Here is a 19,869-nt window from a genome sequence, read left to right as displayed (position 1 = left end):
GTGTCCCTACAAGATTGCGGATCGTTTTTCTTCAATTCCCTTCGGGACACGGCAATCATCAAATTTTCATTTATCCAGAATATCTTGGATGCCGTGTCCCTACAAGATTGCGGATCGTTTTTCTTCAATTCGCGTCGGGACACGGCGAGCGGACAATTTTCACTTGGAAAGAATATTTCTGATGCCGTGTCCCTACAAGATTGCGGATCTTTTTTCTTCGGGTTTGCAGCGCCGGGACACGGCAATCATCAAATTTTCATTTATACAGAATATTTCTGATGACTTGTCCCTACAAGATTGCGGATCGTTTTTCATAAATTCGGGTAGGGACAAGGCGATCGTACAATTTTCACTTGGAAAGAATATCTCGGATGCCTTGTCCCTACAAGATTGCGGATCGTTTTTCATCGCAACCTGGTTTATTTGCGTCAGTTTTGAGGTTGCAGATTGCAGATTTAAATCAAATCTAAAATCTGCAATCTGAAATCTAAAATTCCCTAACGCACTACTACTCTTGTCCCTACTCCAGCCCAACTATACAGCCTGCGGGCTTGACCTACAGGCAGATTTACGCATCCGTGGCTGACGGGCCTGCCAAAGCGATTATGCCAGTAAGCGCCGTGGATGGCATAGCCGCCAGAGTAGAACATGGTGTAGGGAACGTTAGGCGCGACGTATCCCCGTCCCCGCATCGTCTTGGCGCGGTACTTGCTTTGAATGGCAAATACACCCCGGCGAGTGGGAGTCCCGCGCTTACCGCTGGAAATTGCCGTCGAATAAACGACCCTGCCGTTTTCCCAGGCGATTAAACGCTGTCTGGACAAGTTTACTTCTATCCAGCGTCCCCGGTGGGCGGGGCGGTGTTTGACGCGCAGGCGGGCGCGATGATGGCGACTCGATACCGATGAGATTCTTTGCCGTTGTGACCTGGGTGCTGCGTTTGCAGGTGCTGACCAGGGAAACATAGTCACTAGAATCAGGGCGATCGCTGCCCAAAAACCAAGGGAGCGCGACGATCGCATCAAGCGTATCAGGTTTCCCATAACTTAACTGCCTCCTCAAACTACAAAACTGTTTTACTTTACCTTAAGAATTTCCCGATCCAGATCGGGTGCCATTGCCGATCTAAATCTGGAAAATATGGTTAAAAATTGCTGCCTTACTACGGATGCACGCAATTTCGTTTAATTTTGGACTGAAATCTATTTTGCATCCCTTAAAGTTAGTTGCCAAGCATTTGACGGTAAAGATTGACAAGCCAATAGTTAATAATTGTTGCCAACTATTGCTTTTTATCCAGTTTTGAGTAAAGGGTGCTACATTTGAACCGCTCGGGGATCGCTATCCGTAAAGGAGAAACGCGATCGCTCTTGATGCCAGGTGGTGCGATCGCAAGCTTCCTACTAGAGATAAGCTAGAATTGCTCAAAGTTTCTCTTGTCTGAAATGGAAACAATAAAGCTGCGAATGCCTCCGGCACGCTACGCGAACGCATATTGGAAAAGATGGCATATTACAAATCGAGATGCCCACGGATTTTAAAGACACTTCTGTTGAGGTAGTGGTAGTTGTACAGCCGCTATCATCTGAGGAAACTAAGCCAAAGTATAACGCTTGGGGAAAGCTTATTACTAAACAATCAATTACTGAAGCAATTGGCAAAATGCGACAACTGCGGCAAGAAGTTGGATTGGATAAAAGTTCAATCCGCGAAATGATTGAAGAGGGGCGCAGGTTTTAATGCAGTTTGTATTGGATTGTTCTGTAGCCATCAGTTGGTGCTTATTACAACTCTTCAATCGTCACCAACCCGCCCTCAGTGAACTGCACTACAAGTTCATGTTCCTCTAGCAAGCAAGTTCCAAGTAAAGGTCTTCGCCCTGTAGCAAGTACGCGAACTTCTCGTTCTTCCCCATTCCAGATGACAACTGCTTCATGGACTGGCAGTAAAACCTCGCTGTTGTCTGCTAAGTTTGCTGCGAGATCGTATATGAAAGGTAACCTCAATAATGAAACTGCTTCTTGCGGCAAGCAAAGATCTCCAGTAAATCCTGTATCGATGACAAATTCAATCGGTAGAGTTGAGCCGTTGGGCAACAGAAATGTCAACGTGACGGTTGGGTGTCTATCAGTCACAATGCCGGAAATCACTTGTAGACACGCTCCATGACTCCACCAAATGACACAGCTACATTGTATCCAATCCGGATGCCGAAGAGACGGGCGTTTGGATGTTTTGCGCTGAGGAGGCGGGCTGCTTTTAATCCAGTTTCATCTACTTCGTAGTCTCCTGATTCAATGTCGATGATGACCATCTTGCCGATGTTTTCTTCCACTTCCACTTGTTGACGGATGCTGCTTTCGTACAACTTCTTTGCACGAAGTGCAACCTCTTCGCGACTTAAAAGGATTACTTGCATAGTCTCGCCTCCCGATCGATCCGCTGCCTTGATTGAATTCCTTTATGATATCTTACGGGTAAACAGGGTGCTATATTGCCGTGCGATCGCATAGCGTGTCGTAGGCATATCGCTATTCGTCCAATCATCGCATTGGTATGGTGAAAATGAATTAAGCTAAAATATTCATAGGAATTTTATTATTAAATTATGTCCGCTAAAGATATTTTTCACAATACAGTGCGCTCGGCTTTGGAGAAAGATGGATGGACAATTACCAATGAACCGCTGTTTTTGCAACCCAGTCAGGAAGTTACCATGAAGGTGGACTTGGCAGCGCAAAAGTTACTATCGGCTCAAAAGGGAAATCAAAAGATAGCTGTAGAGGTCAAGAGTTTTGTTGGTTTATCTGCAATCTCGGAATTTCATACAGCGGTCGGTCAATTTATTAACTATCAGGTAGCGTTGGAAAAACTGGAACCTGAACGGATACTGTATTTAGCTATAACCAGAGATATTTATCAATAATTTTTTACAGATTCATTTGTGCAAGAAGTGGTTAAAAGATATCAAATAAAATTGCTAGTTTTTCACGTTCAGAAACAGGAGATAGCGTTATGGAAAAACTAAATTATCGTGAATTGGTTAAAAAAGTTATAGAACAACACGCAAGGGAGCGCTCGGAAGCAGATGTAAATAACGCTCAAATTGTTTTTGATACGGAACGCGATCGCTATTTATTGCTGTATGTAGGATGGCGAGATGAAGAACGACTTCACGGTTGTCCAATTCATATCGATATCCAAGATGGCAAAATTTGGATTCAGCGAGATTTTACCGAAGAGGGAATTGCCAATCAATTGACAGAAATGGGTGTGCCAAAAACAGATATTGTCTTGGGATTCCGTTCACCTTATGTTCGGCAATTCACTGAGTTTGCTGTGAGCTAATTTGTTTGAGGTAGAGTCTCATCTGTTTGGGATGCGATCGCTCTTTGTTTTGGTAGTGCGTTCGCGTAAGCGATGCGTAGCATTATCGCATAGCTAGCCCTTGGCATATCGCTATCCGTCCAATCATCGCATTGTCATGGTGGAAATGGATAAGATTGTGAGTGAAAAAGATGTTGGGTTTCCTTGTTTCAACCTAACCTAGAAGGAAGCGCGATCGCACTATGTTGTATTGTTTTCTTCATTCACCGTTATTGACGGTATCAAGCTCTTCAGGCGACACTACTGGAATCTGGGCACCAACAAATCCAGACGCATCGCGAGTCACTATTGCATCCACACTATGCAAGACTCCACATACATATTGCACTGCATCCTCACGCATCACGAAAATTCAGTGAAATTGCTCGTTCCAACACATCTCTATCTACTGGACAAATGTTTAAATCTGTCAGGATTTGGGCGATCGCATTTTGAGCCACTACCGCCCCTGCTGCTTTACGAACTATGTAATAGATGTTGGTGATGGTCGTTGCTGCAATAAATCCCTCAATCTCTCCAGCATCAATTCGCTCAAATAGTGCCGCTGCATTTTCTACAAATGGCTCTCGTTCTTGTAAGAAATCCATCACTACATTTGTATCAATTAGAACTTTCATTACTTATACTTTTCTGTGAGGTAGGTAGCATAATCTTCTTGAGGATCGGTATTATCTGCTACCACCGAACTCTTTGCAATTCCTCGCAGCCGAGACAGATTTCGCTGCTTCAACATAGGGAGTGTTTCCCGTTTTAGTGACTCTAGAATAGTTTGCACTAACTGCCAGCGATCGCTAGTTGGCAATTGCAGTATTTCTTTTTGCAGTTCTTGTAATGTCATCTGTATCAAACAAACCGAGCGTTAATTTTACATTTTACCTTTATTGTACCGCAGATAGCGATCGCTCTTGATGCCAGGTTGTGCGTTCGCGTAAGCGATGCGTAGCATTATCGCGAGTGCGTGTTGTAGGCGTTCGCGCAGCGTGCCCTTGGCATATCGCTCTCCGTCCAATCATCGCATTGTCATGCTGGAAATGGATAAGATTGTGAGTAAAAAAAGATGTTGGGTTTCCTTGTTTCAACCTAACCTAATTGATTGTTTGTTTGATGCGATTACTCTGGCGGCTCAGTACCTAGAGGAGCTTGGCGGCTGTGACGAACGTGTAATATTGCGATGCTATCGCCTTCGACTACAAACAGAATCCTATAGGTTCTTCTTTTACCAACCCACAGTTGTCGAATTTCCCGACTAATGATGGCAGCTTCAGGTGCAACTGAGCAACGGTAAGGAAACTGTTGTAGGGATGCGATCGCGTCTTGAAGGTCGTAGTACCATTGAGAAAGCCGCATCAGGACTGAGATCATCGCACATCCAACGGTAGGCGGTTTCGATTTCTGCAAAGGCGGGTGGTTGGATGAGGACTTGATAACTCATGGACGTGGGGGAATGTTGAACTGCTGCTGTAGCGCTGTCATAGCTTGATCGGTTGGGATACCTTCACCTCGTGAGAAGCTTTCGAGTCCTTTGCGGATACCAATAATGGCTTCGAGGTAGTCGATTCGCTCCTTCTGTTGTTCGTAGATATTGAGTTGGCTGTTTGGAGAGGATTTGAGACTTCGCACCAAGCTCAGAAGCTCTGTGAGCAATTCGTCAGGGGTGCTATCGATTTCTTGTAGGAGGAGTTCTTTGATAGTCATCGCGGCATGTTCGGAGGATTGATATTTTGAGTATAACCAGTCTCGATCTAGCCGCTCGAAGGGGTGTGTTGGATGAGGCGATCGCTCTTGATGCCAGCTTGTGCGATCGCGCAGCGGAAGGGAGGCATATCGCCTTGGAAAAGGAGGTGCGATTCGCTTGCGCGATAGCTTCGCTTCACGCGCAGCGGAAGGGAGGCATATGGCACGCTTCCTGCTATGAGGTAAGCTAGAATTGCTCAAAGTTTCTGGAGTCTGACATGGAAACAATGAAGCTGCGATCGCATATTGGCAAAGATGGCATATTGCTTCTCCAGATGCCCGCTGAGTTTAAAGATACTTCTGTTGAAGTGGTAGTAGTTGTACAGCCGCTACCATCTGAGGAAACTAAGCCAAAATATAACGCTTGGGGCAAGATGACTACTAAAAAATCAATTACTGAAGCAATTGCCAGAATGCGACAACTGCGGCAACAAGTGGCATTGGATAAAAGTTCAATCCGCGAAATGATTGACGAGGGGCGCAGGTTTTAATGCAGTTTGTTTTGGATTGTTCTGTAGCAATCAGTTGGTGCTTGGTGGATGAAAATGACGATTATGCCAATGCTATATTGGCAATGATGCCGGACTCTGAAGCATTTGTACCGCTGATTTGGTCGCTAGAAGTTGCTAATACTCTACTGGTTGCCGAACGACGTAACCGCATGACGACTGAGCAATCAGAGCTAGCTATTGCTTTGTTACAGTCACTGTTAATTCACGTTGATGAAGCTACACATACTAATGCACTCTCGTCAACTTTAGCACTAGGACGACAAGAAGGTTTAGCAGCTTATGATGCGGCATATTTAGAGTTAGCACTACGATTGGAATTGCCAATCGCAACACTTGATACCCGATTAGCAGAAGCGGCAACTCGCTGCGGCGTGGAGTTGGTAGTTGTTGATGGGTAAATGCCTCGAGATGGGTTGATAGCAATGCAACTCAAAAGAGTAATTTAAAGAAACATTGATTGAAGGGGCGATCGCTCTTGATTTTGGTAGTGCGATTCGCCCAAAGGGCGATCCGCTTCGCGGAATCGCGAGTGCGTGCTGTAGGCATATCCCATAGACAATCGAGCCAGGAAAAAGGCGATCGCTCTTTATTTTGGTAGTGCGATCGCGTAAGCGATGCGTAGCATTATCGCGTAGCTAGCCCTTGGCATATCGCGCAGCGTGTCGTAGGTGATCGCGTAGCTAGCCCTTGGCATATCGCTATCTGTCCAATCATCGCATTTTCATGGTGGAAATGGATAAGATTGTGAGTGAAAAAAGAGGTTGGGTAACATGCGTCAACTAGGGCGGACAAGGAAGTGCGATCGCACTTGCGTAAATCTCAGTGTCTTCAAATGTAATTTGTATAACTTGAGCTAAACTTAGTTTATGGACTTAGTTTATTAACCTGTATGGAAACGGTAAATATCGATCAAGCTCAAACGAATCTCTCACGACTATTGTCCCGTGTGGAACTTGGAGAAGAGATCGTTATTTCAAATCAAGGTATCCCGATCGCAAAATTGGTTCCGTTTCGTACCTCATCCAATCGACGAGCTAGTTTAGGGCAAGATCGAGGGAGATTTATCGTACCAGAAGACTTCAACGCTCCTTTGCCAAAAGAGATTATGGCAGGATTCGAGGGGGATGAAGAGTGAAGCTTTTGCTGGATACGCAGTGTTGGTTGTGGTGGTTTGCCGAACCAGAAAGATTGAATGAGGAAGCGATTGCACAGATTACCGATGAAACCAACGAATTGTGGTTTTCTGTTGCTAGTATTTGGGAAATAGGGATCAAAGTTGCAATCGGAAAGTTGCCATTGCCAGAACCAATAGATAGTTATATTTCGACGCGGATGATGCTGTTAGATATGCGATATCTGGAAATTACAGCACCATCAGCCTTGCGAGCGGCTGCGTTACCATTGCATCATAAAGATCCTTTCGATCGAATGCTGATTGCCCAAGCTCAAATTGAGGGTATGACGCTTGTGAGTGCAGATCCAATCTTCAAGCTATACAGCGATTTATCCCTTCTTTGGGCAGCCAATTAGTGAGATTTCAATCCTCAGTTTACATGGGGCGATTCGCTGACGCGATAGCTTCGCTTCACGCGAGTGCGTGCTGTAGGCATATCCCATAGACAATCGATCCAGGAAAAAGGCGATCGCTGTTTATTTTGGTGGTGCGATTCGCCCAAAGGGCGATCCGCTTCGCGGAATCGCGAGTGCGTGTCGTAGGCGATCGCTATCCGTCCAATCATCGCATTGGCATGGTGGAAATGGATAAGATTGTGGGGAAAAAAGAGGTTGGGTTTGCTTGCGTAACCCAACCTACAATATCACTATTGACTCTGGCTTTTGGTGTTTTTTTCAATTACTACAGTTCCAGCAATCAAATCATGAAGTGCCTGACTCTTTTGAGTGAAGGGAACTGGAAGAAAGTCAGCTAGAGCTGATAAAGTGAAGAATACAAAAGCAAAATACCTTCCGGTTGCCCTGGCAAAAGAAATTTTATTTCCATTTAGGTCACATACAATCAGCTCAAAGGCTCTTTTACCGAGCGTTGCCTGTCTAGGAGAGTTATGATTGATCGAGTGGTAAAGCCAACCCACAACGATCAATATCAAAAAACCTAGTTGATTGCTAGCTTCAGAACTGGTCGTAACGCTTGTCAATAGCGCTGAAAAAAACGCCAATAGTAACGCATAGACGATTGAGGCTAAGACAAACGAGATAATCAAGTCAAGGAGAAAAGCTAAGAAACGCTTTCCAATGTTCGCATACTGCATTTCTAAAATCCTTAATGGCTGAACACAGACATAGAGCTTCAGGATACTGCCCTTACCAATAGCTTGAGCGGCATAAGTATTAATTAGACTGCAACTGCGGTCTAACACACTATTACAAGGTATAAAACGGCAAGCGCTTAATCCCTAAATTTATGCTTTAATACTCTTCACCAGAATCATTGATAAATCCAGGCTTTGTCTGCCTAAAAAATGTTTAATTTTGCCGACATTTTTACCCTAAATTCACTATTTTTAATCTAGCTTTGTACAAAAATGTACAAAAATGTACTAAAAAGTCGCGAAATGTGAGCTATAATACACAAAATCCTCACATTTCCCTGCCCCGATGAACCTTAAAGAAGCGTTAAAACTCGCTGACGAGATAGTATTTACCAAAACGGGTCAGCACCTTGACGATTTACAAGAAGCGGTACTGCGGGGAACTATACAACGCGAGACATATAAGCAAATAGCTAAGGATTTTGACTGTTCTGAAAGTAGTGTTAGGAATGCGGGTTCGGAATTATGGCGGATACTTTCAGAAGGACTAGGGGAAAAGGTTAGTAAATCGAATTTGCGATCGACAATGGAGAGGTTTCAAAACTCTAATGTTTTAAACTTTGCACACTTTGCACAAAACGTGAGCGGTAGTTTCAACATCTGTGGAGAAAGTAGACACCCGCCAGATATACCAAACTCACATAATGAGGAAATATCTAACTCGAAACAAACTGAAACATCGCATCAAGATTTAAGCGAGATGCCGGAGTTGGGTGCTTTTTACGATCGCATCCCCGAACTCGACACCCTCACGACCTGGATTTTGCAACAACGCTGTCGCTTAATAGCGCTTACAGGTATCAGCGGAATTGGCAAAACAACGCTAGCTGTGCAACTCGTTCAACAAATAAAAGATGAGTTTGAGTACGTAATATGGTGCAGTCTAGATGAATCGCACACCCTAGACGAATTTCAACATACACTAATACAGTTTTTTTCCGAATCAGAAAAGCAAGATTCACCCCCAACTAAGCAAAAACCTTTACCTCTAATTAAGTATTTACAAAAGAATCGCTGTTTAATAGTCTTAGATGACGTTCACAACCTTTTCAGTAGCGGCGAATTGGCAGGAAAATATAAACCAGGATACGAAGAATATCGCTCTTTTTTTAAGCAGATATAAAATTTATCCCATCAAAGTTGCTTTCTGTTAATCGGTTGGGAACAACCAAGAGACGTGCCTCAAGTCAAAAGCCAAAATACGGGCATTCGTACCTTACAACTTGCTGGTTTAGATGTTGCAGCGGGACGGGAAATACTGAGAGATTATGGATTGGCAGAAATCGATAACTACTCAGCAATCATTCACCGCTACCAAGGCAATCCGTTGTGGTTAAAAAGCGTGGCGAATCAGATTGTTGAGTTGGGAGGATGGGTGAATGAGTTATTACCAATTGATCCGATATTGTTGCCAGAAGATTTGAAAGATGTTTTGCAGCAGGTGTGCGATCGCATATCCCAAATCGAAAAACAAGTCCTCTCCTTATTGGCAAAAGAAACCGCTCCCATCAACCTAGCCAAATTGCTAGAAAATAGCACAATTCCATCATCAGATTTAGTCAACGCGCTGCAATCTTTATCGCGGCGGTGCTTGATCGAACAACAAGCAAATTGTTACATTCTGCCACCTGTAATGAGGCAGTATATCAAAGGGATGTCTATTAGACTTCTCCAATAACTCTTGTAATTCTTGTGGGATAGGCGTCTCGCCTGTCTTTCTGTCTTTGAGGTTGTTTTTTGGAGAGATCTATCGATGAATAACTACTGGCGTTCCCACTGAAGCCCAATTGAACAACCTTTCAGCGCGATCGACTCTGACATTGACGCAACCGTGGCTGACTGGCGTACCAAAGCGATTGTGCCAGTAAGCGCCGTGAATCGCATAACCTCCAGAAAAGTACATCGCGTAGGGAACATTAGGAACGTTGTAATCTTCGCCTCGCATCCGATCCGAAATGCGTTTAAATTGAACCGAAAACACACCCGTCGGGGTGGGAGTTGCAGCCTTACCTGTGGAAACAAGATAGGAGAAAACTTGCGTTTCGCCTTCCCAACCAGTTAGGCGCTGATCCGAGAGGTCAACTTCAATCCAACGATTCTGCGATCGCTTGAGTGTCACAATAGTTTGAGCAATCCGATCTTGTCTATTTCCCCCTGATTCTGGTACCGCTATAGCCGGGAAAGAAATCGCACACAAAGCTGCAAGAGATAATGCCGTACTTGCCCACAAAATTCCAGTCTTAGCTTTCATTGCTTTTAACCTCCCAAACAACCTGGTAAATTTAAGGATTCCTTTCCGGAGGTTAACTACAAACTTTCCAGTGCCAATTTCAGCAACTGAGATAATTTTTTAATGACTTATATCATGTCCGCTTGCTTTGGTAGCGTTAGGCTTAGGGTGAGCAGGTGAGCAGGTGAGCAGGTGGGAGGGAAAAAAACAGCTTTTCGCACAATCGACTATACACAACCGATGCCTAAGGACATGATATTACGCAAACACCAAAGTTTCTATGAAAAAGGTCGAAACTTTGGTGATGGCCTCATCGCGCGTAAGTCCTGTTTTTAATGGGAAAAAGGCAAAAGTGAAATAATTTTTGCTTTTGGCTTTTACCTTGGGCGACCTAGAAACCGGGTTTCTTTTTTCAGGGTTGCCGCACAGATACCCCGCATGTAGGGGCACGGCATCTTTAAGTTATTTGTATCTGCCAAAATATCTCGGATGTTCCCTACAACCCATTAAGGGTAATAGACCGGACATGATATAAGTCCTGAATTAATCATGCACAACTACCGGCGTTCCCACCGCAGCCCATTTGAACAACCATTTAGCGTGATCCACCGCTACGTTAATGCACCCGTGGCTGACGGGAGTGCCAAACTTTTTATGCCAGTAAGCGCCGTGAATCGCATAGCCTCGATGGTAATACATGGTATGCGGCACGTTGCTGACATCGTACCCCGGCCCGGTCATCCGGGTACTGACATGCTTGGTTTTAACCGCAAAAGTGCCGACGCGGGTGGGGGTTGCACGTTTTCCGGTGGAAACAATCACGGCGTAGACGGGTGTTGAACCTTCCCAAGCAATTAGCCGTTGACTTGAAAGGTCAATTTGAATCCAGCGTTGCTCGGATTCTTGCAAAGAGAGAATTTTGTTAGCGATTTTATCCTGTACTGAAACAGTATCGGTTGGGGATGGTTTCGACCAAGCGGAAGGGGATGGTCTTGACCAAGCCGAAAATGCACCCATGCTTAGCAAAGTACCGACAGCTAACGCCGAAGAACAACGCAGCCAGAAAGAAGAAATAAGCTTTTTCATTTTTGCATCACTCCTCAGACAGAAAATTTAAAACTGGCTCCCCTAGTTTTTGCGGCGATCGCAGCAACTAAGGCATAGTTTTTTTTATGGTAGATCGGCATAGTCCGATCGGTCACTTTAAGTTAGACTTTCGCCCGACGAGGCTATCACCAAAGTTTCCAGCTGCTTCCGCGAGTGCGGAAGGGAGGCATATCTCGAGTTGCCAAACCAAGGATTTTTCCTAGAAACCCGGATGGGTGAGCGTAAGTCCTATTTAAGTTAGATTTTGGCGCAAGCGATATGCCTTGTAGCGGATGCTTTCCCAATCTCCCAGTTGCACTAATTTTTGCGGAAATAATTCACCGGATAATCCTACCGCGATCGCACCTGCCTTGATAAATTCTTTGGCATTTTCCAGGGTTACGCCGCCAGTAGGAATGAGGGGAATCTCACCCAGCGGCGCTTGCAAGCTTTTGATATAGCTTACTCCTCCTACCGCAGAGATGGGGAAGACTTTGACGCAACTCGCACCCGCTTGATGTGCGGTGACAATTTCCGTCGGTGACATAGCACCCGGTATGATGGGGACGCCAGCTTCTACTGCTGCGTGAATCAGGACTGGATTAACGTGGGGGGTGAAGAGGAACTGCGCCCCAGCTGCGATCGCTTCTCGCAGCTGGAGAACATCTAATAGAGTCCCACTTCCGATCGTACAATCTGGAAGTTCCGCGCGCAGATTGCTAATTAATTCCGGTGCGCGATCGCTATTCCAGGTAATTTCTATCAGTCCCATTCCCCCCGCTGCTACCGCCAGTGCCATTTGACGCCCTAATTCCATTTCTGGGGCGCGGATGACTGCGATCGCTCTTTCCGCGCGCAACAGCGTTAGCAAAATTTCCTTATTATACATCTTTTCCATAGCTTTCTTGTTTTAATTTAACACTCTCAACTTCTCTTAATACTTTGTGACTTATCTTTTACTTTATTTACTTTTTTTAACATAACTTAATACTTAGATTTTTAATTTCAGTGATAATACGTAAGTTAAATCTATTTTAACTGTATTGTCATCAAATTAGCCTCTGTAATTTTACTGTTATCTTCTAGAATTCTGCGGTTCGGCGAAATAAAAATCTCTCGCTTCATCCCAACTTCATGCTAAAAATACAGAAACTTTAAAATCATAAATTTTTTATTTACGTATAATATATTGATTGAAAAACCAAGATGCTCGACATAGGGAAAATCAGTAACGAAAATCTCTCGTGCCTGGGATTATTCACCGTATTAATACGTACTAAAACGCTAAGAATTAACACAACTTGCTCGTGACGAACCATAAAACTGCTGCATAGGTGTATGAATATTCGCAGGAATAGATGACAGCAGTAAAAGCTTACGGAAAGGAAAAATTGAGAGATGGTTAACGCAAATAGTACAAGTGTTTTAAGACGCCCAACTCTTGCGCCTCTACCTTTGTCAGAGAGTCATTCGATTACAGTTGTCATTCCAGCGTTGAACGAGGAAGGCAACTTAGAACGACTCGTGTCTAAGCTAGAGCAAACTTTCCAAAATCTGGGCTACAAATTGCCAGTCCTGTTAGTTGACGATGGCAGTACGGATAACAGTCCCCAAATCCTTGCCCGTTTGATGAAACAATTAAATTCTTGCAAGTCATTCGCCATCCGCAACGGCGGGGCGTAACTGGCGGATGGAAAACCGCTTTAGGCCATGTCAAAACAGATTAGATTTTTTGGGGACAAGCAGATTTAGAATCTGACCCACGCACTGATTTACCTTGGCTGATAGAAGCATGTATCCCAGGGGTAGATGCCGTTGCTGGTTGGCGACAAGGGCGTGGAGAAGGCAAAATTTTAGCTTCAACAATTGCTAATAAAACTTGTCGTTTAGCCTTTGGTTTAGAAATTCACGACATGAACTGGATTAAATTAGTCCGCCGCGATTTAGTGGCTAATTTACCCATCGAAAAAATTACCCATCGCTACCTATTAGCAGTGCTGGCAGCACAGGGACATCGCGTCACAGAAATTCCTACACCCTGGCATCCGCGCTACTCTGGTCAAACTAAATTTGGTAAAGGGCGTCTGATTTCTTCAGCGATTGATTTTGGCAAATTATGGTGGTGGTTCCAAACTGAAGGTCGTAAAATTAAGCTACCTCAATCTCAATCCGCTGACCTAACAATGGTTGGAATCTCGGCTGGACGCTAGCCAATTTAGAAAAGCTTGGTATTTTTGGCTAAGTCAGATTGCCAACGGCGGAACAAAAACTGAAACAAATCCGATCGCTTGCCGAACAGGGGGCTATTTCCAAGTTCCAACTTTATGATATGGAAGATATTTATGCGACTCGGAAGCGAGAATTACTCGCGGGGAAGGGGTAATTAATACGCAAAATCAGCCGGTAAACAAAGATTTTCAAATTCCTCGCCAAACCGAAGTAATTTCGCCACAAAAAGAGTTAGAATTAGCCCAAAAAAATCTAGATAAAGAGATCGCGAATGCTCGTCTGGCAAGGGAAAACAGTCGAATTGAACTGCAAGAAGCGCTGAGAGATTTAGATAGAACGGTTATTTATGCCAGTATGGATGGTTTGGTGAGTCGAGTTTTTATTCATAGTGGAGAAGTGGCAGCTCCTCGCAATTCCTTAGTTAAGATGACGCAGGATGTAGTTTTTAAAGCTTATATCGACCAAGCAAAACTGAATGCGATTAACTTAGGAGATGTGGCAACCCTTCGGTTGGTTTCCTATCCCGGACGCGCGTTTCAAGCACGAGTGATTCGACTCAATCCTACCGTAGAAACCGAGGCAGTTAGACCGGGTAGAGTGGGAATCGATCGGCAGTATACTTATTCAGTTTGGGTGGCAGTTGAGGGACTGCAAATGCCGCGTGGATTGCAAGGTTACGTGCAGTTTGATAAAGGTAAAACGAGCTTAGTAATTCCCGAAAGTGCCGTGACTCATTTATCTGCTGGTGAAGCCATGGTAATGGTGGCAGTTGAGGGTAAAGCAGCCGTCAGAAAAGTCAAGCTTGGGAGGATATTTGATAACCAGAGAGAAGTACTAGAAGGCTTGCAGCCAGGGGAACAGGTTGTACTTTCAGCGAGGGCTTTAAATCCAGGCGATCGCTTAGAAATCGCTCCGGTAGAAGCGCAGAATCAACCTAACAAAATGGAGGCTTATTACAAAAATAAATGAAAAAAATTCTGGGATGGTTTAACTGGTTTAATCGAGAAAGAATCTCGCTTATAATGGGGTCTGGCTTGCTCGCATTGGGAGCATTTTTTCCGGATCGTTTACCAACTGAAGTAATCGATACATTTGGCATCAATTTTTATTGGCTCAATGCAGCTATACTTTTTTCGATATGGTTAGCTGTATTTGGTTTAGCTTTCACTTTTTTATTAAGTCTCAAACAAGCGCCGCGTCTGCTAATTTGGAGTGCATTGATTGCAGCGTTACTGTTTCCTTGTTTTGTTGTAAATTTGACGCCAGAGGTCAACTTTGTTGCCAAGGCATACTAGGACCAAGCCGAAGCCGTCAGCGACCACGTGAAAGAAAACTTTCCGGAAGTCCAAGCTCAGTGGAAGCAAAATATATTGCTAGCTCAAACACGGCCTACCACATCAGTATTTGAATTTAACATCAAAGATAGTCGATTTTTTCAAATGGCATCTTGGGACTATCTTTTATTATAAGGCATGGGTTATAATAACAAGTTTTTCCAATACATCGGCAAAGGTTGGGGTTGTACGGTTTCCGGGATTGTCATTGTTTTATTTGCGCTTTATTTGGGCATCGAAAACGACGGGCTGAACGTTTTTGTCAAAGATATGGGCAAGTTTTTACCCGGATTGGGATTGGTCATGGGGTTGAGAGTTTGTGGGTTAATTTCAGTCAATTTGATTGGTTGGTGAATCTAGCGATCGCAGCCACGGGTTTTGGCAGTATCTTAGTTTTACCAATCATCTGGATCCAAGTAATTTCTCACCGAAGAAGACGCGGGGACGCAAAGACAAGGAGACGCTACGCTACGGTGTTAGGTTGGATTTTATCTATGCCTGGGGGAATGGGAACGGGGACAAGCAAGCAACTGGTACATAGAAACGCAACGCTATGGTGAAGAAGCCATTCTTGGCGGGTTAATTAAAAACGATCCGCAAGCGATCGCGGCGGGATTTAAAATGTTTGATTGGGGATTTGCCCAACAAGCTGCCGATGGTAGTTTTAAAGGAGCAGGTGGCTTCCACAGCGCTTCTTTTTTTGTAGCAGCAGTTGCTCGCACGCTTTTAATACTTCAACAATCTCCCCAATCGCGACAATACGCCGATAAAATTGCATTCTACACCCCCCTGTTACATCGCGCCGCCCGCTGGATGATTTCGCCCCAAGTTTGGAGGCGGGGTACTACTAGCAACGAACCTTATACCCATCGCTTTTATTTAGTTGCCACTGCGCTAGGATTGACTGGTAAATTAACAGGCGATCGCGAATTAATTAACTACTCTCGCCAGTTAATTCAACAAGCTTTATCCCTTCAAGAATTAGACGGCGTTAACCCAGAAAAAGACGGTTATGACAGCAGTTATCAAGTTGCGGGGGTAGTCTACGCACAGCGGTGGTTGATCTACTTCCCCAACGACCCCCTCGCACCCAGAGTCACCGCAATGATTAACAAAGCGTTAACATGGGCGCAAACTAGAATTCTGCCAACTGGAGAAATTAACAGCGAGGGCAATACCCGCACCGGCGGACAGGAAACGCGACGAACGGGTGAAGTCAAACTTGTAGACCCCAGAATAGTTTATCGGGGTTTTGCTTACTGGGCGTCAGTCACGGGCGATTCCAGGTGGAACGCGATCGCTCGCCGCATTGCACAGTTCTACTACAACTAGGATAGTGCTAATTGGTAATAGCTAATTGGTAATTTGATTAAAAGGCGGTAGACTCCTGACAATTACCCATTACCCATTACCCATTACCCATTCCCAGTAATTTAAACATCTACTTTTTGGCAGATTTATAATTTCTGAAAATCACCGGGAATAAATCATCCTTGAAGCCGCTGAAAAAGAGAGTTAAGTCAGTCCGTAGTAAGAGGAAGCCAAGCAAAATTATCAATAAATTAAAGAGTATCAGATGTGAAAAATTAGAGGAACAGTGGCATGGCACTTCTAAAATTAGAGGATTTCGATCCAAACTATCGCGAAACGTTTGAAGGTGATGATGTAAAAGGGCTAGGCGTCTACGCCGAAGGCAATGAAAAGATTGGCACGGTTAGCGATGTGCTAGTCGATGAAAACGGTCATTTTCGGTATTTGGTGGTTGACTTAGGTTTTTGGATTTTTGGCAAGAAAGTATTGCTGCCAATTGGTCGTACCCGCATCGACTATAATGCAGATCGCGTATATGCGATCGGGATGACGAGAGAGCAAGCGGAAAACTTGCCTGAGTACAGCGATCGCATGACAGCGGATTACGATTACGAAGAGCGAGTCAGAGGCGTTTACCGCACTCAACCTGTAGAAGCATCGGCACCCGTTGACACTACCGCTGACTACTCAAGTTACGATCGCAATAGCTACAACTACGAGCGCGAACCCAATTTATTTGGCTTGAACGAGCGCGATCATCAAACCTTCAGACTCTACGAAGAACGGCTAATTGCTAACAAGAACCGCTACAAAGCTGGAGAAGTAGCAGTTGGTAAACGCGTTGAAACCGAAACCGCACGAGTTTCCGTTCCCATCGAAAAAGAACGAGTTGTGATTGAGCGAGTTACCCCATCAGAAGCTGGGACTCGAGTTAATCCTGGTGAAGTTGCTTTCCAAGAAGGGGAAGTGGCGCGGGTCGAACTCTACGAAGAAACTCCCGACATTCACAAAGAAGCATTTGTGCGCGAAGAAGTCCGAGTCAAGAAAGTGGTAGATCGGGATACCGTTGAAGCTCAAGACACCATTCGTCGGGAAGAATTAGATGTCAATACCGACGGCACTCCTGTTGTTGAGCAACCCAATAACACCCGTTCTGACCTAATTTAAGCAGCTTGCCTCACGAGCGCGATTTAGTCTAAAAGTAGGGTGCTAGCACAAGTACCCTACTTTTAATAAAAATCAGGACTTACGCACGACCTTGCCATCACCTTTGTTTCTTTGTAAATCTCTCGTTTCCAAATCAACGATTTTTCAGAGAAACCCGGAATATGAGCGTAAATTCTGAAAATGCTTGCTTTCACCAAGAAGACGCACCAGACAAAGGAGTTGGGGAGACGCTCTAAGCGACCATTGTCAAGTGAGAAGTTCCCGGTCAATAGCCTCCCGAATTTAAACGCGCTCTTATGAAGAAAATTCTTCCTTGTTGAAATCTCCTGGCGCCTACCATGGAGTGTCAGAGCGTCCCCGTGTCCCCCCGTCTCCGCCTCCTCTTCAAGAAGGTTTAAAAAAATGACTAATTCAACGTCCATCAACAAAATTGAATCTTACCAGCACAATCTTCGGATAAAAGTATTGATGGAAAAATTGAAGAGTAAGCTCAAAAATTTTTCCGTCCTAGACAAGCAAGGATTTGTCATGGGGCAAGTGAAGGATGTGGCGATCGACTCGGCGCGTCAGCTAAACTTAGTTGTATCTGAAGCTGATAATTATAACGGCTCCCGCTTGTTTTTATTAAGAAGCAGCCACATTCAGCAAGTGGACTCGGAAAATAAATCGGCAATCGTAGACCTGAGCAAAGCCGAAATAGACAACCTGCCCGAATATAAACCCTCCGAAAAGCAAGATGCTAAGCCTAAAATAACAACGCAGAAACCGATAGTAATTCCTAGTAGTATTTCAGAAATGCCCCCTGTTACTGAATCAAAAGATGACTCACCAGAATATGCTGAGCCGCTGGATGTAGTCGAAGAAGAAGTGATTCGCTTACTGGAAGAACGACTGGTAGTTGACCTGAAAAAACAGAAACTGGGCGATGTAATTGTCCGCAAACAAGTCGAAACTCGGATCGTGCAAGTTCCAGTCCGACGCGAGAAACTCATAGTAGAACAAGTCGGCCCAGACCGCAGACAATTAGCAGAAATCGATCTAGGACAAGCGGAAGAAATTGCTGAAGTTGAACCAGATAAAATTGCAACCCAAGATAATCAACCAACTGTCAGCGGCGTATTTAATTCTCCGAGAACGGCGAGTTTGCTGTTAGATGCAATTTCCAAGCAGCGAAATCACGGATGCAAGTACGTGCGCGTGGAAATTGTCCTCGAAGATGACAGGCATCAGCAAACTTATCAAGAATGGTTTAATCGCTGTTCGGGGCAGTAATATCGATTCAGTTGGTGCTTGTAGGGGCACGGCATGATGATATTGTTGGGTGTTGACCAAAATATTTGTATTGCCTTGCCCCTACACCCAATCGGCATGATGATATGGTTGGGTGTTGACCAAAATATTTGTATTGCCTTGCCCCTACACCCAATCGGCATGATGATATGGTTGGGTTTTTTACCAAAATATTTGTATTGCCTTGCCCCTACACCCAATCGGCATGATGATATGGTTGGGTTTTTTACCAAAATATTTGTATTGCCGTGCCCCTACACCCAATCGGCATGATGATATTGTTGGGTGTTGACCAAAATATTTGTATTGCCGTGCCCCTACACCCAATCGGCATGATGATATTGTTGGGTTTTTACCAAAATATTTGTATTGCCTTGCCCCTACACCCATACGGAATAGCAAGATAGCTGGCAAGGTATTCTAGATGCAGTTATGTTGGTTATGTTGGTGCGATCGCATCCCATTCTATACTACTAATACAGTACCTCGCTGCCAGCCATGAGCCTTTGCATTAACCCGATCTGCCCTCAACCAGACAACCCTGCCGATGGTAACAGCCGCTTCTGCCAAGGTTGCGGTTCACCCCTAGAAATAGCAGGGCGATATCGGGTAACTCGTCTTTTGAGCGATAAAACAGGCTTTGGCAAAGTTTATGAAGCTTACGAAGGCAACACCCCCAAAATTCTTAAAGTACTCAAAGAAGACCTCAACCGCAACGCCAAAGCCGTAGAATTATTCGAGCAAGAAGCAGCCGTATTAGGGCAACTAAATAACCCCGGTATTCCCAAAGTTGATGGCTATTTCCCATATCAAACCAGAAATGGCATCCGGTTGCACTCCATTGGCATGGAAAAAATCGAGGGCGTCAACTTAGAAGAATGGCTACAACAGCGAGGAAATCAACCAATTAGCCAAGAACAAGCCCTCAATTGGTTAGAACAAATAGCTGCAATTTTACATCTAGTCCATACTAGGCAATATCTGCATCGCGATATTAAACCATCTAACATCATGCTGCGATCCCCCCCTACCCCCCCTTCCCAAGGGGGGGAACGCACCCCCCCTTCGCTTGCGGGGGCAGGGGGGGATACCCCTTCGCAAGGGGGGGAACGCACCCCCCCTTCGCTTGCGGGGGCAGGGGGGGCTCCCCCTTCGCGGGCGGGGGCAGGGGGGGAGCCCCCGTGGCTTGCGGGGGCAGGGGGGGAGCCCCCGTGGGTTGCGGGGGGCGGGGGGGATCCCCCTTCGCAGGCCGGGGCAGGGGG

General features: G+C 44.9%; 32 protein-coding genes and 1 pseudogene. 20 read left to right on the top strand and 13 right to left on the bottom strand.

Going from position 1 to position 19,869, the window contains the following annotated elements; genetic code table 11:
• On the top strand, positions 1-279 hold a 279-nt coding region (locus tag ACE1CM_RS40415; protein ID WP_374884736.1), incomplete at its 5' end, for a hypothetical protein.
• 218 nt (positions 280-497) lie between these two features.
• On the opposite strand, the gene ACE1CM_RS40410 is transcribed toward ACE1CM_RS40415, so the two are convergent.
• Both ACE1CM_RS40410 and ACE1CM_RS40405 read right to left on the bottom strand, forming a co-directional pair.
• Positions 498-1,043: a L,D-transpeptidase gene (locus ACE1CM_RS40410; protein ID WP_374884734.1), complete on the bottom strand. Its 546-nt coding sequence runs from the start codon at positions 1,041-1,043 to the stop codon at positions 498-500.
• 298 nt (positions 1,044-1,341) lie between these two features.
• Positions 1,342-1,494 (bottom strand): hypothetical protein, encoded by a 153-nt coding sequence (locus ACE1CM_RS40405; RefSeq protein ID WP_374884733.1) that lies wholly within the window; start codon positions 1,492-1,494, stop codon positions 1,342-1,344.
• Between the two features lie 30 nt (positions 1,495-1,524).
• On the opposite strand from ACE1CM_RS40405, the gene ACE1CM_RS40400 reads away from it, so the two are divergent.
• A complete protein-coding gene (locus tag ACE1CM_RS40400; RefSeq protein ID WP_374884731.1) occupies positions 1,525-1,740 on the top strand; it encodes a hypothetical protein in 216 nt (71 codons plus the stop codon).
• 44 nt (positions 1,741-1,784) lie between these two features.
• Here ACE1CM_RS40400 and ACE1CM_RS40395 read toward each other — a convergent pair whose 3' ends face one another.
• Positions 1,785-2,150 (bottom strand): clan AA aspartic protease, encoded by a 366-nt coding sequence (locus ACE1CM_RS40395; RefSeq protein WP_374884729.1) that lies wholly within the window; start codon positions 2,148-2,150, stop codon positions 1,785-1,787.
• On the bottom strand, positions 2,147-2,419 hold the full coding sequence (locus ACE1CM_RS40390; RefSeq protein ID WP_374884728.1) for a hypothetical protein: 273 nt from the start codon (positions 2,417-2,419) through the stop codon (positions 2,147-2,149). Before ACE1CM_RS40390 ends, ACE1CM_RS40395 begins: the two co-directional genes overlap by 4 nt.
• A 189-nt stretch (positions 2,420-2,608) precedes the next feature.
• On the opposite strand from ACE1CM_RS40390, the gene ACE1CM_RS40385 reads away from it, so the two are divergent.
• Both ACE1CM_RS40385 and ACE1CM_RS40380 read left to right on the top strand, forming a co-directional pair.
• On the top strand, positions 2,609-2,926 hold the full coding sequence (locus tag ACE1CM_RS40385; RefSeq protein WP_374884727.1) for a XisH family protein: 318 nt from the start codon (positions 2,609-2,611) through the stop codon (positions 2,924-2,926).
• Between the two features lie 89 nt (positions 2,927-3,015).
• Positions 3,016-3,348, top strand: coding sequence for a XisI protein (locus tag ACE1CM_RS40380; RefSeq protein WP_374884725.1), 333 nt, complete (start codon positions 3,016-3,018; stop codon positions 3,346-3,348).
• Between the two features lie 374 nt (positions 3,349-3,722).
• On the opposite strand, the gene ACE1CM_RS40375 is transcribed toward ACE1CM_RS40380, so the two are convergent.
• From ACE1CM_RS40375 to ACE1CM_RS40360, 4 genes are all read right to left on the bottom strand, one after another.
• Positions 3,723-4,004 (bottom strand): type II toxin-antitoxin system VapC family toxin, encoded by a 282-nt coding sequence (locus tag ACE1CM_RS40375; RefSeq protein WP_374884724.1) that lies wholly within the window; start codon positions 4,002-4,004, stop codon positions 3,723-3,725.
• Positions 4,004-4,225, bottom strand: a complete 222-nt coding sequence (locus ACE1CM_RS40370; protein ID WP_374884722.1) for a hypothetical protein — start codon at positions 4,223-4,225, stop codon at positions 4,004-4,006. Before ACE1CM_RS40370 ends, ACE1CM_RS40375 begins: the two co-directional genes overlap by 1 nt.
• Positions 4,226-4,497: 272 nt before the next feature.
• Positions 4,498-4,785, bottom strand: coding sequence for a type II toxin-antitoxin system RelE/ParE family toxin (locus ACE1CM_RS40365; protein WP_374884721.1), 288 nt, complete (start codon positions 4,783-4,785; stop codon positions 4,498-4,500).
• Positions 4,786-4,815: 30 nt separating this feature from the next.
• Positions 4,816-5,082, bottom strand: coding sequence for a hypothetical protein (locus ACE1CM_RS40360; RefSeq protein WP_374884719.1), 267 nt, complete (start codon positions 5,080-5,082; stop codon positions 4,816-4,818).
• 26 nt (positions 5,083-5,108) lie between these two features.
• On the opposite strand from ACE1CM_RS40360, the gene ACE1CM_RS40355 reads away from it, so the two are divergent.
• The 5 genes from ACE1CM_RS40355 to ACE1CM_RS40335 all read left to right on the top strand — a co-directional run bounded on the left by ACE1CM_RS40355 (position 5,109) and on the right by ACE1CM_RS40335 (position 7,163).
• Positions 5,109-5,312: a hypothetical protein gene (locus ACE1CM_RS40355; RefSeq protein WP_374884717.1), complete on the top strand. Its 204-nt coding sequence runs from the start codon at positions 5,109-5,111 to the stop codon at positions 5,310-5,312.
• 27 nt (positions 5,313-5,339) lie between these two features.
• The gene (locus ACE1CM_RS40350; RefSeq protein ID WP_374884715.1) at positions 5,340-5,612 is read left to right on the top strand and encodes a hypothetical protein; all 273 of its coding nucleotides are present in this window, start codon (positions 5,340-5,342) and stop codon (positions 5,610-5,612) included.
• Positions 5,612-6,031 (top strand): type II toxin-antitoxin system VapC family toxin, encoded by a 420-nt coding sequence (locus ACE1CM_RS40345; RefSeq protein WP_374884713.1) that lies wholly within the window; start codon positions 5,612-5,614, stop codon positions 6,029-6,031. The genes ACE1CM_RS40350 and ACE1CM_RS40345 overlap by 1 nt, the downstream gene beginning before the upstream one ends.
• Before the next feature lie 491 nt (positions 6,032-6,522).
• Positions 6,523-6,768: a type II toxin-antitoxin system Phd/YefM family antitoxin gene (locus ACE1CM_RS40340; protein ID WP_374884712.1), complete on the top strand. Its 246-nt coding sequence runs from the start codon at positions 6,523-6,525 to the stop codon at positions 6,766-6,768.
• Entirely contained in the window at positions 6,765-7,163 is a 399-nt protein-coding gene (locus ACE1CM_RS40335; protein ID WP_374884711.1) for a type II toxin-antitoxin system VapC family toxin, read from the top strand. The genes ACE1CM_RS40340 and ACE1CM_RS40335 overlap by 4 nt, the downstream gene beginning before the upstream one ends.
• 14 nt (positions 7,164-7,177) lie before the next feature.
• Here the strand turns inward: ACE1CM_RS40335 and ACE1CM_RS40330 are convergent, their stop codons facing one another.
• Positions 7,178-7,372 carry a hypothetical protein gene (locus ACE1CM_RS40330; RefSeq protein WP_374884709.1) on the bottom strand — a complete coding sequence of 65 codons (195 nt, stop codon included), beginning with the start codon at positions 7,370-7,372 and terminating at the stop codon, positions 7,178-7,180.
• A gap of 81 nt (positions 7,373-7,453) precedes the next feature.
• Positions 7,454-8,008, bottom strand: coding sequence for an RDD family protein (locus ACE1CM_RS40325; RefSeq protein WP_374884707.1), 555 nt, complete (start codon positions 8,006-8,008; stop codon positions 7,454-7,456).
• A gap of 238 nt (positions 8,009-8,246) precedes the next feature.
• On the opposite strand from ACE1CM_RS40325, the pseudogene ACE1CM_RS40320 reads away from it, so the two are divergent.
• Positions 8,247-9,638 (top strand): annotated as a pseudogene (locus ACE1CM_RS40320) (NB-ARC domain-containing protein).
• A gap of 69 nt (positions 9,639-9,707) precedes the next feature.
• Here ACE1CM_RS40320 and ACE1CM_RS40315 read toward each other — a convergent pair.
• From ACE1CM_RS40315 to ACE1CM_RS40305, 3 genes are all read right to left on the bottom strand, one after another.
• Positions 9,708-10,211 carry a L,D-transpeptidase gene (locus ACE1CM_RS40315; RefSeq protein WP_374884705.1) on the bottom strand — a complete coding sequence of 168 codons (504 nt, stop codon included), beginning with the start codon at positions 10,209-10,211 and terminating at the stop codon, positions 9,708-9,710.
• Between the two features lie 522 nt (positions 10,212-10,733).
• Entirely contained in the window at positions 10,734-11,276 is a 543-nt protein-coding gene (locus ACE1CM_RS40310; RefSeq protein ID WP_374884703.1) for a L,D-transpeptidase, read from the bottom strand.
• A gap of 253 nt (positions 11,277-11,529) precedes the next feature.
• The gene (locus ACE1CM_RS40305; RefSeq protein WP_374884701.1) at positions 11,530-12,174 is read right to left on the bottom strand and encodes a bifunctional 4-hydroxy-2-oxoglutarate aldolase/2-dehydro-3-deoxy-phosphogluconate aldolase; all 645 of its coding nucleotides are present in this window, start codon (positions 12,172-12,174) and stop codon (positions 11,530-11,532) included.
• 500 nt (positions 12,175-12,674) lie between these two features.
• Here ACE1CM_RS40305 and ACE1CM_RS40300 point away from each other — a divergent pair, with 500 nt between their 5' ends.
• The 10 genes from ACE1CM_RS40300 to ACE1CM_RS40255 all read left to right on the top strand — a co-directional run.
• Entirely contained in the window at positions 12,675-12,959 is a 285-nt protein-coding gene (locus ACE1CM_RS40300; protein ID WP_374884700.1) for a glycosyltransferase, read from the top strand.
• A gap of 230 nt (positions 12,960-13,189) precedes the next feature.
• Complete coding sequence (locus ACE1CM_RS40295; RefSeq protein WP_374884699.1) at positions 13,190-13,486, top strand: hypothetical protein; 297 nt, start codon at positions 13,190-13,192, stop codon at positions 13,484-13,486.
• 151 nt (positions 13,487-13,637) lie between these two features.
• On the top strand, positions 13,638-14,474 hold the full coding sequence (locus ACE1CM_RS40290) for an efflux RND transporter periplasmic adaptor subunit (protein WP_374884737.1): 837 nt from the start codon (positions 13,638-13,640) through the stop codon (positions 14,472-14,474).
• The gene (locus ACE1CM_RS40285) at positions 14,471-14,800 is read left to right on the top strand and encodes a hypothetical protein (protein WP_374884698.1); all 330 of its coding nucleotides are present in this window, start codon (positions 14,471-14,473) and stop codon (positions 14,798-14,800) included. The genes ACE1CM_RS40290 and ACE1CM_RS40285 overlap by 4 nt, the downstream gene beginning before the upstream one ends.
• A gap of 177 nt (positions 14,801-14,977) precedes the next feature.
• A complete protein-coding gene (locus ACE1CM_RS40280; RefSeq protein WP_374884697.1) occupies positions 14,978-15,193 on the top strand; it encodes a hypothetical protein in 216 nt (71 codons plus the stop codon).
• 267 nt (positions 15,194-15,460) lie between these two features.
• The gene (locus tag ACE1CM_RS40275) at positions 15,461-16,171 is read left to right on the top strand and encodes a hypothetical protein (protein ID WP_374884696.1); all 711 of its coding nucleotides are present in this window, start codon (positions 15,461-15,463) and stop codon (positions 16,169-16,171) included.
• A gap of 270 nt (positions 16,172-16,441) precedes the next feature.
• Positions 16,442-17,317 carry a DUF2382 domain-containing protein gene (locus tag ACE1CM_RS40270; protein WP_374884695.1) on the top strand — a complete coding sequence of 292 codons (876 nt, stop codon included), beginning with the start codon at positions 16,442-16,444 and terminating at the stop codon, positions 17,315-17,317.
• A 402-nt stretch (positions 17,318-17,719) separates the two neighbouring features.
• Entirely contained in the window at positions 17,720-18,589 is an 870-nt protein-coding gene (locus ACE1CM_RS40265) for a YsnF/AvaK domain-containing protein (protein ID WP_374884694.1), read from the top strand.
• Positions 18,590-18,622: 33 nt separating this feature from the next.
• Positions 18,623-18,880, top strand: coding sequence for a hypothetical protein (locus tag ACE1CM_RS40260; protein WP_374884692.1), 258 nt, complete (start codon positions 18,623-18,625; stop codon positions 18,878-18,880).
• A gap of 225 nt (positions 18,881-19,105) precedes the next feature.
• Positions 19,106-19,869, top strand: a 764-nt coding sequence (locus tag ACE1CM_RS40255; RefSeq protein ID WP_374884690.1) for a protein kinase, incomplete at its 3' end; no start/stop codon positions are given.

The organism is Microseira sp. BLCC-F43, from assembly GCF_041929235.1.
Taxonomy (GTDB): Bacteria; Cyanobacteriota; Cyanobacteriia; order Cyanobacteriales; family Aerosakkonemataceae; genus Microseira.
Note: the sequence above shows the minus strand (reverse complement) of the source record. Positions and strands in the feature narration are given on the sequence as shown.